17 protein-coding genes, 1 tRNA gene and 2 pseudogenes are annotated in these 14351 nt (G+C 65.2%); 6 read left to right on the forward strand and 14 right to left on the reverse strand.

What is annotated here, in order from left to right; translation table 11 throughout:
• Positions 1–441 (reverse strand): annotated as a pseudogene (locus Tchar_RS12200) (IS21 family transposase); the annotation flags it as partial.
• A 280-nt stretch (positions 442–721) separates the two neighbouring features.
• Here Tchar_RS12200 and Tchar_RS12205 point away from each other — a divergent pair.
• The gene (locus Tchar_RS12205) at positions 722–943 is read left to right on the forward strand and encodes a helix-turn-helix domain-containing protein (RefSeq protein WP_144329283.1); all 222 of its coding nucleotides are present in this window, start codon (positions 722–724) and stop codon (positions 941–943) included.
• Positions 944–1206: 263 nt separating this feature from the next.
• On the opposite strand, the gene Tchar_RS12210 is transcribed toward Tchar_RS12205, so the two are convergent.
• A tRNA-Arg gene (locus Tchar_RS12210) sits at positions 1207–1282 on the reverse strand.
• Positions 1283–1431: 149 nt separating this feature from the next.
• On the opposite strand from Tchar_RS12210, the gene Tchar_RS12215 reads away from it, so the two are divergent.
• Positions 1432–1941: a c-type cytochrome gene (locus tag Tchar_RS12215; RefSeq protein WP_144329284.1), complete on the forward strand. Its 510-nt coding sequence runs from the start codon at positions 1432–1434 to the stop codon at positions 1939–1941.
• 33 nt (positions 1942–1974) lie between these two features.
• Entirely contained in the window at positions 1975–2448 is a 474-nt protein-coding gene (gene aroQ, locus Tchar_RS12220) for a type II 3-dehydroquinate dehydratase (RefSeq protein ID WP_144329285.1), read from the forward strand.
• Here aroQ and Tchar_RS12225 read toward each other — a convergent pair.
• The 11 genes from Tchar_RS12225 to Tchar_RS12275 form a co-directional block, all read right to left on the reverse strand.
• On the reverse strand, positions 2385–2954 hold the full coding sequence (locus tag Tchar_RS12225; protein ID WP_144329286.1) for a DUF2946 family protein: 570 nt from the start codon (positions 2952–2954) through the stop codon (positions 2385–2387). The genes aroQ and Tchar_RS12225 overlap by 64 nt on opposite strands.
• 5 nt (positions 2955–2959) lie before the next feature.
• Positions 2960–4036, reverse strand: a complete 1077-nt coding sequence (locus tag Tchar_RS12230) for a YheT family hydrolase (protein WP_408033605.1) — start codon at positions 4034–4036, stop codon at positions 2960–2962.
• Positions 4037–4136: 100 nt separating this feature from the next.
• Complete coding sequence (locus Tchar_RS12235; protein ID WP_144329288.1) at positions 4137–4553, reverse strand: F0F1 ATP synthase subunit epsilon; 417 nt, start codon at positions 4551–4553, stop codon at positions 4137–4139.
• A gap of 117 nt (positions 4554–4670) precedes the next feature.
• Positions 4671–6080: a F0F1 ATP synthase subunit beta gene (atpD, locus tag Tchar_RS12240; RefSeq protein WP_144329289.1), complete on the reverse strand. Its 1410-nt coding sequence runs from the start codon at positions 6078–6080 to the stop codon at positions 4671–4673.
• Between the two features lie 50 nt (positions 6081–6130).
• Entirely contained in the window at positions 6131–7000 is an 870-nt protein-coding gene (atpG, locus tag Tchar_RS12245) for a F0F1 ATP synthase subunit gamma (protein ID WP_144329290.1), read from the reverse strand.
• Positions 7001–7043: 43 nt separating this feature from the next.
• Positions 7044–8600, reverse strand: coding sequence for a F0F1 ATP synthase subunit alpha (gene atpA / locus Tchar_RS12250; RefSeq protein WP_144329291.1), 1557 nt, complete (start codon positions 8598–8600; stop codon positions 7044–7046).
• 46 nt (positions 8601–8646) lie between these two features.
• Positions 8647–9177: a F0F1 ATP synthase subunit delta gene (locus Tchar_RS12255; RefSeq protein WP_144329292.1), complete on the reverse strand. Its 531-nt coding sequence runs from the start codon at positions 9175–9177 to the stop codon at positions 8647–8649.
• A gap of 33 nt (positions 9178–9210) precedes the next feature.
• Positions 9211–9681, reverse strand: coding sequence for a F0F1 ATP synthase subunit B (locus tag Tchar_RS12260; protein ID WP_144329293.1), 471 nt, complete (start codon positions 9679–9681; stop codon positions 9211–9213).
• 111 nt (positions 9682–9792) lie between these two features.
• On the reverse strand, positions 9793–10038 hold the full coding sequence (atpE, locus tag Tchar_RS12265; RefSeq protein WP_043702567.1) for a F0F1 ATP synthase subunit C: 246 nt from the start codon (positions 10036–10038) through the stop codon (positions 9793–9795).
• Between the two features lie 48 nt (positions 10039–10086).
• Complete coding sequence (atpB, locus tag Tchar_RS12270) at positions 10087–10956, reverse strand: F0F1 ATP synthase subunit A (RefSeq protein ID WP_144329294.1); 870 nt, start codon at positions 10954–10956, stop codon at positions 10087–10089.
• Positions 10957–10964: 8 nt separating this feature from the next.
• Positions 10965–11552: an ATP synthase subunit I gene (locus tag Tchar_RS12275; RefSeq protein WP_328592047.1), complete on the reverse strand. Its 588-nt coding sequence runs from the start codon at positions 11550–11552 to the stop codon at positions 10965–10967.
• A 172-nt stretch (positions 11553–11724) separates the two neighbouring features.
• On the opposite strand from Tchar_RS12275, the gene Tchar_RS12280 reads away from it, so the two are divergent.
• The 3 genes from Tchar_RS12280 (at position 11725) to lipA (ending at position 13866) form a co-directional block, all read left to right on the forward strand.
• Positions 11725–11994, forward strand: coding sequence for an HP0495 family protein (locus Tchar_RS12280; protein WP_144329295.1), 270 nt, complete (start codon positions 11725–11727; stop codon positions 11992–11994).
• Positions 11991–12668, forward strand: a complete 678-nt coding sequence (gene lipB, locus Tchar_RS12285) for a lipoyl(octanoyl) transferase LipB (protein ID WP_144329296.1) — start codon at positions 11991–11993, stop codon at positions 12666–12668. The genes Tchar_RS12280 and lipB overlap by 4 nt, the downstream gene beginning before the upstream one ends.
• A 184-nt stretch (positions 12669–12852) precedes the next feature.
• Entirely contained in the window at positions 12853–13866 is a 1014-nt protein-coding gene (lipA, locus tag Tchar_RS12290) for a lipoyl synthase (RefSeq protein WP_144329297.1), read from the forward strand.
• Positions 13867–13960: 94 nt separating this feature from the next.
• Here lipA and Tchar_RS14130 read toward each other — a convergent pair.
• Positions 13961–14134: pseudogene (locus tag Tchar_RS14130) on the reverse strand (OmpA family protein); the annotation flags it as partial.
• Between the last annotated feature and the right edge of the window lie 217 nt (positions 14135–14351).

A 14351-nucleotide genomic window follows, 5' to 3' on the forward strand; every position in this document is an offset into this window, starting at 1 on the left:
GTAGTCGACCTGCATTTCCTCGCCGGGCAGGAAGGACAGGCGGTCGAACTGTTCGGGCACCTTGTGGCGCAGCTTGGCCACGAAGCGTTTGACCGAGTTGTACTGACCGGCAAAGCCGTGATGGTCGACCAGGTCCTGGTAGATGGCCATGGCGTTGCGTCGAAGCCGTAGCTGGGCATCGATGAACTCACGGTGGGGTTCGCACAGGGAGGTGGCCGCCGACAGAGAGGCCGGTGGCCGGGGTGGGGCAATTTGACTGGCCACGGCCTCAGAGCCGGTGGCCACCCCGGGGCAGTTTGACTGTTCGGCGGCGAAGCGCTGTTGGTAGGCGCGGATAGTGTGGCGGGAAATGCCCGTCACCCGTTCGATCTCTCGCTGGCTGGCGTTGGCCTGCAACAGCGTCCAGATGGTGGTTTGCAAGTGTGGCTTCAAGACGTTCACTCCAGTGGTCCCCTCGGTGGTGAGGAGATGAAAGTAACGTCCTGCCTGTAGGTTATTGGATGACTGACAGACACCAATCAATGCATCAGGTCACCCCTGGCCGGGTGGAGCAGTTTGGGTGGCCATAAGTGGGGCACTTTGGGTGGCCGCCGGGGTGTACAGGATAGCCAAACGACATCGTGAATGATGTTTTGCTATCCTGTCTCGCATTATAGCATGGATTTTGGCGTTTGCAACAGCGTTGTGCTATCCTGCATCAAACTTTTCTACAGAGACAAACATGATCCGCTGCCATCTCTCGCGCTTGATGGGCGAGCGCAAGCTCAAGATCAGTGATGTCGCCCGTCAGACGGGCCTAAACCGAAACACCGTCACTTTGCTGTACTACGAGCGAGCGACCCGCGTTGATCTGGATGCCATCGATCGCCTGTGCACCCTGTTCAACGTGTCCGTGGGGGATCTGTTCGAGCACGTGCCCGGGAACGCCAGTCAAGCCGAATGACTTCGTCGGCGTGCGCTGCGCTGGACGTCGCTGGTTGCCGACGGAACAGTCTCAATGGGCCACGAGACCGATGGTCACGAAGGGAAGCGAATCGAGCCGCCGTGGGCTACGGCTGGGCCACGGACGGGCCATGGCAAAGTCGCTTTTGAGGAGATGACCATCGGTCGACCGATGAGATCGGCGGCAGAATCGGCGTCGAAGCCGTCATCAATGGTCTAAAACTCGGGCATGTCATCATCCCGGGATCTCATACGTGCTTGATTTGGCGCGGCTGGCGGGGATCGAACCCACGACCTTCGGCTTCGGAGGCCGACACTCTATCCACTGAGCTACAGCCGCAACACCGCTCGGATTCTACCAGCCCCGCGCTGCGCCGCGTCGGCCCGCTAGCAGCATCTTATAATGTTTTGGTTTATCGACCCTTGAGCACGCACCGCGCTGCAGCGCGCAAGCGGTGCGGCTTTCGCCAGAGCCATCAAAGGGAAACCATGAGCGAGCACGCGCACGACAATCACACCGGCCCCATCCAGAACCCGAAACAGTTGTGGTGGACGGCGGTTTTCGCCTTCGTCGTTCCCGTCTTTTTGATCATCGGGTTGGTGTACTACGTCACCCGCGATACCAAGCCGCAAGCTGGCGTGGCCAATCCGGAGCTCGCCACTGCTCAGCGCATCCAAAAGGTCGGGCGCGTCGAGTTGCGTGACGCCAACCGTCCGCTGGCTGCCGGTGCGGACGTGTACAAAGCGCAGTGCGCGGCCTGCCACGAAGCCGGCCTGGTGGGTGCGCCCAAGTTGGGCGACAAGGGGGCGTGGGCGCCGCGCATCGCTCAGGGTTACGAGACGTTGTTGAACTCGGCGCTCAAAGGCAAAGGCGCGATGGGCGCACAGGGCGGTGGCGCTTTCCGCGATCTCGAGATCGCGCGCGCCGTGGTCTTCATGGCCAACCAGGGTGGCGCCAACTTCCCCGAGCCCGAGGCCCCCGCGGCCGAAACGAAGTAAGCGCGTTCGTTCACCAGCGGGCACGATCGAGCCATGGCACGGGTTTTGGTGCTCAATGGCCCTAACCTCAATTTGCTGGGTGTGCGCGAGCCCAGTGTGTACGGCGCCGACACCCTGGCCGATCTGGAAGCCCGCTGCCGCGAACACGGGCAGCGCCTGGGGCTGGAGGTCGAATGCGCCCAAAGCAACCATGAGGGCGTGTTGATCGACCACCTGCACCAGTGGGGGGCGCTGCATCGCAGCGGCCAGGCGCTGGGTGTCGTGTTCAACCCGGGGGCCTACACGCACACCTCGATCGCACTGCACGACGCCATCAAGGGGGTGGCGCCGATGCCGGTGCTCGAGGTGCATCTGTCCAACGTGCACGCGCGCGAAGCGTTTCGGCACCATTCTTGGGTGGCGCCCGTGGCGGCGGGCAGCATCATCGGCTTCGGCGCCGACGGTTATTTGCTGGCGTTGGACGCGCTGGCGCGACGGGCGGCGGCCGGGCTAAGTACAAAACCGTAGCGCACGGGCAGCTCTGCGGCCAGACACGGCTGCGGCAACCACCGACCGGATTCGACGGCTTGCGCCGCCAGGTGCATATCCTGTGTGTGCACCACCCCGACCCCAAGATCGCCCACCAGATACAGGCGACCGACTTCGTCCAGCAAGACGTCGCTGACCTGCGCCAGCGCCGCGCCCGTGTGGCTGTACACCGCCCCATCCGGCGCCAGACGCCACACCCATGGCGTCAGCTCCAATTCCACATACACGCGCTGCGGACCGTTTTGGAAAAACCAACGGCCCTGGGCATCGACGGCGTAGTTGCGCCCGATGAAGGCGATGAGTTTGTCATGACGCAGCTCGGCACCCCGGCTGACAGCGTTGGCCCCCGCGCCAGCAAAGGGGCCTGCGGCTTGCGCGCGCTCATCACGCATCCACCAACGCCCGCGCGCGTCCAGCCCCAGCCACCCGTAGCAGTCGGGCACGTGGGGCCACTTGGCCATCGCCGCCTTGACGATGTCGTCCATCTCGACTACCCGTGGTATTCGTTGTGCATCGGATTGTGGCACTCGCACCGCCAGCCTGCAGCACGCGCCAGCCAGTCCATCGCCGCCTGCGGCAACGCACCCACATCACCACGCAGGTCCCACGGCGACGCTGCTGCGGCAAAACCCACGTGGCCGCCCGCAGCGGGTTGCCATAGCTGGACATGCGGCCCCACTTCCGCCGCGCTGGGCAGGCTTGCAGCGGGCACAAAGGGGTCGTTGCGTGCATTGAGCACCAGCGTCGGCACCCGAATGGTCCGCATGTGTGGCTTGGCCGATGCACGGCGCCAATAATCGTCCACGTCGCGAAAACCATGCAGCGGCGCAGTGAAGGCGTCGTCAAAGGCGCGCAGGGTACGCGCCGCCAAGGCACGCTCCAGATCGAACAACCCGGGGTAGCGCCGCGCTTTTTCTCGCGCCTTGTGCCGCATGGTACGCAGGAACATACGCGCATACAACACGCGGTTGAGGCCCTGGTCGATGGCCGCGCCGGCCGCCGCCAAGTCCAGCGGCGCGGAAATCGCGGCGGCTGCGCACAGGCGGGTGGCAGCCGTCGTGCCCGCCTCCTGCAGCCAGCGCAACAGGGCGTTGCCTCCTAGCGAAACGCCCACGGCCACACAGCTCAGCGTTGGCCAGCGGCCGGCCGCGCGCTCGATCATCCAGCCGACTTCTTCGAAGTCGCCCGAGTGATAGGCACGCGGCGCTCGGTTCGGCTCTCCGGAGCAGCCCCGAAAATGCGGCACCGCCACCGCCCAACCACGGAGGGTAGCTTCGCGCGCGAACGCCCGCGCGTAGTGGCTGGCGGAGGAACCTTCCAGCCCATGGAACAGCAGCAGCAACGCCGACGCCGTCGCCGGCGTGATGTGGTCCACGTCGATGAAGTCGCCATCCGGCGTGTCCCAGCGCTCGCGGGTCCATTCGATACGCCCACCGCGGCCCCGGCGGGCCCACAAGGCCGCGCCGATGGTTTGCAGATGGCCATCGCGCTGCCACCAGGGCGGACGGGGCCAACCGCCGTCACCGGACCGCGCGCTGGCTTGGCCACAAAAGACGATACCGCCCACGGGGGCGGTGTGATGGAGTGATGGACTGAACCGCTGGCGCATCGAAGGGCGGGCACGCGGCGCTACACGCAACGCATGGCGGCAAGCCGCCGGACGAGTGTCAGCGCTTTTGCCGGAAGCGACGCAGCGCGGCGATCTGCGCTGCCATCACGGCCAATTCGGCCTGCGCTTTGGCCAGGTCCACCTCGCTCTTGGCGTTTTTCAGCGCCTCTTCGGCCGCCTTGCGCGCCTCGTTGGCCTTGGCTTCGTCCAGGTCTTTGCCGCGGATGGCGGTGTCGGACAACACCGTCACGACCTTGGGCTGCACCTCGAGGATGCCGCCCGCCACGAAGACGAACTCCTCTTCTCCGTCGGCCTTCTCGATGCGCACCGCGCCCGGCTTGATGCGGGTAATCAAGGGTACGTGCCCAGGCAAAATGCCCAGCTCGCCCATCTCGCCCGGCAAAGCGACGAACTTGGCAGGACCGCTGAAGATGGACTCTTCGGCGCTCACCACCTCCACTTGTATGGTATTCATCTCAGATCTCCATTGCGCGACACCGACGCTGGACAGGCAGTGCCAGACCATCGCGCCCCGCCCGCTCCGGGCCGGCTACCCGCAGGCGGCCCTTGGAGCGAACCGGTGCGCACTCAATCACCCGGCGAGCTTCTTGGCCTTCTCGAACGCGTCGTCGATGGTGCCCACCATGTAGAACGCCTGCTCGGGCAGATGGTCGCACTCGCCGTTGACGATCATCTTGAAGCCGCGGATGGTCTCCTTCAGCGGGACGTACTTGCCCGGCTGGCCGGTGAACACTTCGGCGACGTGGAACGGCTGCGACAAGAAGCGCTGGATCTTGCGGGCGCGGGCCACCACCAGCTTGTCTTCCGGCGACAGTTCGTCCATGCCCAGAATCGCGATGATGTCGCGCAGCTCTTTGTAGCGCTGCAGCACCGCTTGCACGGCACGGGTGGTGTTGTAGTGTTCCTCGCCGACCACGTTGGGGTCGACCTGCCGGCTGGTGGAGTCCAGTGGGTCCACGGCCGGGTAGATACCGAGCGCGGCGATGTCACGCGACAACACGACGGTGGCGTCCAAGTGCGCGAAGGTGGTGGCCGGCGACGGGTCGGTCAGGTCGTCGGCGGGCACGTACACGGCCTGGATCGAGGTGATCGAGCCGACCTTCGTGGAGGTGATGCGCTCTTGCAGCTTGCCCATCTCCTCGGCCAGCGTCGGCTGGTAGCCCACCGCCGAGGGCATACGGCCCAGCAGCGCGGACACCTCGGTACCGGCCAGCGTGTAGCGGTAGATGTTGTCCACGAAGAACAGCACGTCGCGGCCTTCGTCGCGGAAGGACTCGGCGATCGTCAGGCCCGTGAGCGCCACGCGCAGACGGTTGCCCGGCGGCTCGTTCATCTGGCCGTACACCATCGCCACCTTCGACTCGCTCAGGTTGTCGGCGACCACGACCTTGGACTCCATCATCTCGTGGTAGAAGTCGTTGCCCTCACGGGTACGCTCGCCCACACCTGCGAACACCGACAGACCCGAGTGAGCCTTGGCGATGTTGTTGATGAGCTCCATCATGTTGACGGTTTTGCCCACACCCGCGCCGCCGAACAGACCGACCTTGCCGCCCTTGGCGAAGGGGCAGATCAGGTCGATCACCTTGATGCCGGTCTCCAGCAGTTCGGTGGAGGGCGACAGCTCATCATAAGCCGGCGCCTTGCGGTGGATGGAGCTGGTCAGCGACTGATCGATCGGGCCGCGCTCGTCGATGGGGTTGCCCAGCACATCCATGATGCGGCCGAGCGTCGCCTTGCCCACCGGCACCGTGATCGGCGCGCCGGTGTTGTACACCGTCATGCCGCGGCGCAGGCCGTCTGACGAGCCCAGCGCGATGGTACGTACCACGCCGTCGCCCAACTGTTGCTGGACCTCCAGCGTCAGCGGCGATCCCTCCATCTTGAGGGCGTCATACACCTTGGGCATCTGGTCGCGCGGAAACTCCACGTCCACCACGGCACCGATGCACTGAACGATCTTGCCTTGAACTTGAGCCATGATTGAAACCTTGTTCTCGAAAAATGGGGAGGACGACAACCCGGGCGGCGTCACACCGCCGCGGCACCGGCGACGATCTCCGACAGCTCCTTGGTGATGCTGGCCTGCCGTGTCTTGTTGTAGATGAGCTTGAGCTCGTTGATCAGGTTGCCGGCATTGTCGGTGGCAGCCTTCATCGCCACCATGCGCGCCGACTGCTCGGAGGCCATGTTCTCGGCCACCGCCTGGTAAATCTGCGCCTCCACATAGCGCACCAGCAGCTCGTTGATGACGGTGGGTGCATCGGGCTCGTAAATGTAGTCCCAGTCGTAGCTCTGCTGCCCTTCTTCGAGCGCTTGTGCCGACAGCGGCAGCAACTGCTGCACCACCGGCTCCTGCTTCATCGTGTTGATGAATTTGTTGTAGCAGAGATAGACGGCGCTGAGCTTGCCCTCCGCGTAGGCGTCGAGCAACACCTTCACCGGCCCGATCAAGCGCTCCAGGTGCGGCGTGTCGCCCAGGCCGGTGACGTGCGACACCACCTTGGCGCCGATGCGGTTCATGAAGCCAAAGCCCTTGTTGCCAATCGCCACCACCTGCGCCGTGCGCCCAGCCGACTGCAGCTCGCGCAGCTGGTTGGTGACCGCACGCAGCAGGTTGGTGTTGAGGCCGCCGCACAGACCCTTGTCGGTGGTGACCACGATCATGCCCGCGACGGTGGCCTCGGGATGCTCGACCATGAAGGGATGCACGTACTCCGGATTGGCCCGGCTGAGATTGGCCGCGATCTGGCGGATTTTCTCGCTGTAGGGGCGCGCGGTGCGCATGCGCTCCTGCGCCTTGCGCATCTTGGAGGCGGCCACCATTTCCATGGCTTTGGTGATCTTTTTGGTGTTTTCCACCGACTTGATCTTGCCGCGTATTTCCTTGCCTGCTGCCATCGCTGCTCCTATTGCCTGCGGGGGGCTTCGTGGACGGCGGTGCTCACCACGTGCCGGTCTGCTTGAAGGCGCGAATGGCGGCGTCGAGCTCGGCCTCGGCGTCCTTGTCCATCGCCTTTTGCGTCTCCAGCTTGTCCAGCAGCGCGGCGTGCTTGTCCTTCAGGTACGCGTGCAAGCCAGCCTCGAACGGCAGCACCTTCTTGACGTCGATGTCGTCCAGGTAGCCCTTGTTGGCGGCGTACAGCGAGGCGGCCATCAGGCTGATGGGCAGCGGGCTGTACTGCGGCTGCTTGAGCAGTTCGGTCACGCGCGCACCGCGGTCGAGCTGTTTGCGGGTGGCTTCGTCCAGGTCGGAGGCAAACTGCGCAAAGGCGGCCAGTTCGCGGTACTGCGCCAAGTCGGTCCGGATACCACCGGACAGGCTTTTGATCAGCTTGGTCTGCGCGGCGCCACCGACGCGCGACACCGAAATACCGGCGTTGATGGCCGGCCGGATGCCGGCGTTGAACAGGTTGGTCTCCAGGAAGATCTGACCGTCGGTGATCGAGATCACGTTGGTCGGCACGAAGGCGGAGACGTCACCGGCTTGCGTTTCGATGATCGGCAGCGCCGTCAGCGAGCCCGTCTTGCCCTTGACCTCGCCGTTGGTGAACTTCTCGACATAGTCGGCGTTGACACGGGCGGCGCGCTCGAGCAAGCGGCTGTGCAGGTAGAAAATGTCGCCCGGATACGCCTCGCGGCCCGGGGGACGGCGCAGCAGCAGTGACACTTGGCGGTAAGCCACGGCCTGCTTGGACAGGTCATCATAGATGATGAGCGCGTCTTGGCCCCGATCGCGGAAATACTCGCCCATCGTGCAGCCGGAATACGGCGCTAGGAACTGCATCGCGGCCGACTCCGACGCCGAGGCAGCCACGACGATGGTGTACTCCATCGCGCCGTGCTGCTCCAGGGCCCGCACCACGCTCTTGATCGACGACGCCTTCTGCCCGATGGCGACGTAGATACAGACCATGTTCTGGCCTTTTTGGTTGATGATCGTGTCCACCGCCACCGCGGTCTTGCCGGTCTGGCGGTCGCCGATGATCAACTCACGCTGGCCGCGGCCGATCGGCACCATGGCGTCGATCGCCTTCAGACCCGTTTGTACCGGCTGGTCCACCGATTTGCGCGCGATCACGCCCGGCGCCACCTTCTCCACCACATCGGTGAGCTTGGCGTTGATCGGGCCCTTGCCGTCGATCGGACGGCCCAGCGCGTCGACCACGCGGCCGATCAGTTCGGGGCCCACCGGCACTTCCAGAATGCGGCCGGTGCACTTGACGGTGTCGCCTTCGGAGATGTGTTCGTATTCACCCAGCACCACCGCACCGACGGAGTCGCGCTCCAGGTTGAGCGCCAGACCGTAGGTCGGCTGGCCATCCTTGCCCGCCGGGAATTCGAGCATTTCGCCCTGCATCGCATCCGACAGGCCATGGATGCGCACGATGCCATCGGTCACCGACACCACGGTACCCTGGTTGCGCACGTCGGCCGACGGGGCCAGCCCCTCGATGCGGGACTTGATCAATTCGGAGATTTCTGCGGGATTGAGTTGCATGACGCTTTCCTTTGCGGAGGTTCTTGACAGGGCGTTGGGGCCAGCCTCAGGCTGTCAGCGCCACACGCATGTGTTCCAAACGGGCTTTGACGGAGGTGTCGAGCACCTCGTCGCCCACCACCACGCGCACGCCACCGATCAGTTCGGGCTTGAGTTGCACGTGCAAGCGCAGCCGACGGCCAAAGCGCTTTTCGAGAACACCCTGCAATTCGGCCAACTGCGCCGCATCGATCGGAAAGGCGCTCTCGACGACGGCGTCGGCCACACCCTGCTGGGCATTTACCAGCGCACGAAATTGCCGCGCCATCTCGGGCAGCGCAGGGACGCGGTCGTTGTCGATGACGGTGCGCAAAAAATTGCGGCCGATGTCGGGCAGCGGCGTCTTGACGACGCCGACGATGACGTCGAATACCTGCTCAGGGCGCACGTTCGGGTCGGCCGCGAAGGCCTGCAGCGCGGGCTGCGCCGCAACGACCGCGAGCGCATCGAGCCAGCCGCAGGCGTCGGCGGCCTGCGCCCCGGCGGCCTTGAACAGCGCTTCGGCGTAGGGTCGGGCAATGGTGGCGAGTTCGGCCATGATTCAACCTTCGGACGCGCGGTGCGGGTTTTCTCAGAGTTCGGCCTTGAGCTGCTGCAACAGCTCGGCGTGCGCGCGGGCGTCGACCTCGCGGCGCAGGATCTGCTCGGCGCCCTTGACCGCCAGCACCGCCACCTGCTCGCGCAGCGCCTCGCGCGCTTGCACCGCCTGCTGTTCGGCCTCGGCTTTGGCGGCGGCGATGATCTTGGCCGCCTCTTCGGCGGCACGGGCCTTGGCCTCTTCGATCAGGGCATGCGCTCGACGCTCGGCGTCGGCGACACGGGCGGCCGCCTCATTGCGCGACTGCACCAGGGCATCTTCGACGCGCTTGTTGGCCACGGCCAGCTCGGTCTTGGCTTTTTCGGCGGCAGCCAGACCTTCGGAAATCTTTTGCGCGCGCTCATCCAGCGCCTTGGCGATCGGCGGCCACACGAACTTCATCGTGAACCACACCAGAATCGCGAAGACGATGGCCTGCGCAAAGAGGGTTGCATTGATGTTCATCGCAACGCCTTTCTGTATGGGGGGCGGAGGGGTACAGCGTTGAGTTGCCGGGTTTGCGCGGCGTGCGCCCGGAACACCGCCCGGGCGCACCCTTCCTCACCGCAGGACGGATCAGATCGCGAACGGATTGGCGAAGGCAAACAGCAGCGCGATGGCCACGCCGATCAGGAAGGCCGCGTCGATCAGGCCGGCCAGAATGAACATCTTGGTCTGCAGGTCGTTCATCAGCTCGGGCTGACGAGCGGAGGACTCGAGGAACTTGCCACCCATCAGCGCGATGCCGATCGACGCGCCGATGGCGCCCAGACCGACGATGATGCCGCAAGCCAGAGCAACGAGACCCAGAATGTTTTCCATGATGATTCCTTTTGAGGTTGGAGAGGAAGGTTGAGGGAAAAACGAAGGTTAGTGCGCGTCATGCGCCTGGCCCAGATAGATCAAGGCCAGCATCATGAAGATGAACGCCTGCAGAGTGATCACCAGGATGTGGAAGATGGCCCACACCGTGCCGGCGATCAGGTGTCCGACGAAGAGCAGGGCCCCGCTGAACGACAGCGCAGCGAAACCGCCGAGCAGCGCGATCAGCATGAACACCAACTCCCCCGCGAACATGTTGCCAAACAACCGCATGCCGTGGGAGACCGTCTTCGCCACGAACTCGATCATTTGCATCAGGAAGTTCACCACGCCCAGCAGCAAGGCCCACAGTGGGTTTTTGCTGGTGCCAAAGGGCGCGGTCACCAACTCGTGCGCCCAGCCCCCCAGCCCCTTGATCTTGACGTTGTAGAACAGGCACATCAGCAGCACCGACACCGACAAGCCCAACGTGGTGGACAGATCCGCGGTGGGCACCACGCGCAAATAATCCTTGAACCCCAACGCCGGCCCCACGGCATGCCAGATACCCGGCAACAGATCCACCGGCAACAGGTCCATGAAGTTCATGAAAAAGATCCAGACGAACACCGTCAACGCCATCGGCGCGATGACCTTGCGGCTGGCGGCATTGTGGATGACCCCCTTGGCCTGCGTCTCGACCAGTTCGACCAGGATCTCGACCGCCGCCTGAAAGCGCCCCGGCACGCCTGCAGTGGCGCGACGCGCCCCCAGCCACAACAAAAAGACCCCGATCAAGCCCGTCAACACCGAAAACACCACCGAATCGATGTTGATGACCGAGAAGTCGACGATGAACGTCTGCTCCTTGTTGGTCAGGTGCATCAAGTGATGGCGGATGTACTCACCCGCGGTCGGTCCTTGTCCTTCAGCAGCCATGCCTCAACTCACTTCAGCGTTTCAGAACTTGCCGATCGGTGCGGAGCCGCTGGCCGCGCCACCCACGCCAACCAGTACGACTTCAGCACCACCACCAGCCCGACCACCAGGGCCGGCCAGCTCAGGTCCGGGATCCAGCGCGGCGCCATCCACAACAGCGCCAGCGTCAACAGCACCTTCACCCCTTCCCACCACAACCAACCTGCCAGCGACGCGCGGGCCTGGCCTGGGCGCGCCGCACGCAGCCACCGCGCCCACGCGCTGGACGTCATCCCCCACGCCATGAGGGCCGCCGGCAACAGCGCGGCTGCACCCCCATAGGCCAGTGATGACACCCACACGCCTTTGTGGGGCCACCACAGCACCACCAGCGCCGCCGTCAACGCCACCGACAAGCCCCACACCAGCGCTTGCCAGCCCACCACATGCCACACCGACAGCGCCGGGTGACGCTGGCGCCACTGCGCCGCCTCATCGGGACTCAGGGGCTTGAAAGACGACTCACCGCCCTCATCTACCCCATCATCGTCCCAACCGGGTGCCACCCGGCGCCCATCACCCGACACCGGGGTCGCGGATTGCAAAGGGTGCTGCACGACTCGACCTGTGGTAGCCGCCGGACATTGTCGGCCCGACGCATGACGGCCGCCTGACGGCGGCTCGGCCCCAGCGCGGCTTTTGGCTACACTGGCAAAGCCACCTATTATACGGATAAACCCGAACTATCCCCGCGCCCGCGGCACGCGCACGTGGCGCGCGTACATCACCATGAGCTGCCCTGCCGATTCCCTGATCGAATACCCCTGCCACTTCCCACTCAAGGTCATGGGGCCACGCCACGACGATTTCGTCGCCGCCATCGCCCACGTCGCCCGTCAGTTCGACCCCGACTTCGACGCCACCACCATCGAGCAGCGCCTCAGCCGCGGCGGCAACTATCTGGGGCTGACGCTGGTGGTGCGCGTGACCTCGCGCGCGCAGCTCGACGAGTTGTACCGCACGCTGTCCACCCATCCGATGGTGCGGGTGGTGCTGTGATCGTGCGCGACCTGGGTCTGGCCGACTACGCCGCCACCTACGCGGCCATGCAGGCCTTCACTGCCGCGCGCACCGACGGCCAACCCGACGAGCTGTGGTTGTGCGAGCACCCCCCTGTCTTCACGCAGGGGCTGGCCGGGCGCGCCGAGCACGTGCTCGACCCCGGCCCCATTCCCGTCGTCGCCACCAACCGCGGCGGCCAAGTCACCTACCACGGCCCGGGCCAAATCGTCGCCTACCCCCTGCTGGACCTGCGCCGTGCCGGCTACTTCGTCAAGGAATATGTGTACCGCTTGGAGGAAGCCATCATCCGCACGCTGGCCGCATTTGGCGTCACCGGCCACCGGGTGGCGGGCGCCCCCGGCATCTATGTCCGGCTCGACGACCCCGGTGGACACGCGGCGCTGGCCGGACCGCAGCCAGGCACCAACCCGTTTGCCGGGCTGGGCAAGATCGCAGCGCTCGGCATCAAGGTGCACCGCCACTGCACCTACCATGGCGTGGCCCTCAACGTGGCCATGGACCTGAGCCCCTTTTCGCGTATCAACCCCTGCGGTTACGCCGGACTGCGCACGGTGGACCTTGCTACCATCGGCGTGCAGGTCGCGTCGAGCACCGTGCGCGCCGTCCTGGCGCAGCAGCTGGTGGCGCTACTGGCCCCACATGCACGTTGACGGCCCTGCGCCGCGTACCTGCCCCCACCGCAAATGACGAAGATCATGACCGTCTCTGACGCCACGCCAGTTGCCGTTTCGCACGCTCGCCCCTCGACGGCGGTCGGCGCGCGCGGCGGTGTCGCTTTGCGGGCGCGGTGCGCTGGCCTCATCTAACCTGCAACCGCTGCCCCATCCACTTGCCATGGCTATCGACTCCCACGCCAGCGCCACAACCGCCACGCCACTGAGCGCGGCGCCCACACCCTCCCGTCCGTACGACCCCAGTGCCAAGCAAAAGAGCGCCGCCAAGACGGCACGCATCCCCATCAAGGTCGAGCCCGCCCCGACGCTCAAAAAGCCCGAGTGGATCCGGGTCAAGGCCGGCAGCCCCGGCACGCGCTTCTACGAGATCAAGGACATCCTGCGCGCCAACCGGCTGGTGACGGTGTGCGAGGAGGCCTCCTGTCCCAACATTGGCGAATGCTTCGGCAAGGGCACGGCCACCTTCATGATCATGGGCGACAAGTGCACGCGCCGCTGCCCGTTTTGTGACGTCGGCCACGGCCGCCCCGCCCCGCTCGACCCCAACGAGCCGGAAAACCTCGCGCGCACCATCGCGGCGCTGAAGCTGCGCTACGTGGTCATCACCAGCGTCGATCGCGACGACCTGCGCGACGGTGGCGCGGCGCACTTCGTGGCCTGCATCCAGCGCGTACGCGCTCTGTCGCCGGCCACGCGCATCGAAATCCTGACGCCCGACTTCCGCGGCCGCGACGACCGGGCGCTGGAGATTCTGTCGGCCGCGCCGCCCGACGTGATGAATCACAACCTGGAGACCGTGCCGCGCCTGTACAAGCAGGCACGTCCGGGCTCCGACTATGCGTTCAGCCTGAACCTGCTGAAAAAATTCAAGGCGCTGTTTCCCGCCATTCCCACCAAGAGCGGGCTGATGGTGGGGCTGGGCGAGACCGACGAGGAGATCCTGGCCGTGATGCGTGACCTGCGCGCGCACGGCGTGGACATGCTGACCATCGGCCAATATCTGGCGCCCAGCAGCCATCACCTGCCGGTGCGGCGCTACGTGCATCCGGACACGTTCAAAATGTTCGAACGCGAAGCCTACGCGATGGGGTTCACCCACGCCGCAGTGGGCGCCCTGGTGCGCAGCAGCTACCACGCCGACCAGCAGGCGCACGCCGCGGGCGTGGTGAGCTGAGCTTTACGCTGGCGACGGCGGTGAGTAGGGTCCGCTGCCGTCCAGCGACGCATCGATCCCCGCCAGCCGGTGCACCGGCTGGCCCAAGGGGCACTCAGCGCGCTGGGGCGCGGGTTTCGATGATGGTCACCTCGACGCGGCGGTTTTTCGCTCGCCCTTCCGGGGTACTGTTGTCGGCCACCGGCTCGCGCTCGCCGCGCCCTTCGGTGCGCACCTTGTCAGCCGGGATACCGTTGCTCACCAGATACGCCTTGACGGCTTCGGCTCGGCAGTTGTGTGCGTCAAGTTGTGCAAATTGGTGATCAGGTAATTGGTTGATCCTGTTTGCGCTGTCGTTGTCGCGGAGGGCGTAGCCCGGAGCGATGACGACAGCGCGCGGCCGCTTCAGGCGGCCAGTCTCAACGCCTCCTTTTTCTGCTCCGAAAGGAGCGTCATGTTCAGGTAACGGCTGTCCTCCAGCCAGGTCTCGTGCGTCTCGACGCACA

It is taken from the genome of Tepidimonas charontis (genome assembly GCF_007556685.1).
Classification (GTDB): domain Bacteria; phylum Pseudomonadota; class Gammaproteobacteria; order Burkholderiales; family Burkholderiaceae_C; genus Tepidimonas; species Tepidimonas charontis.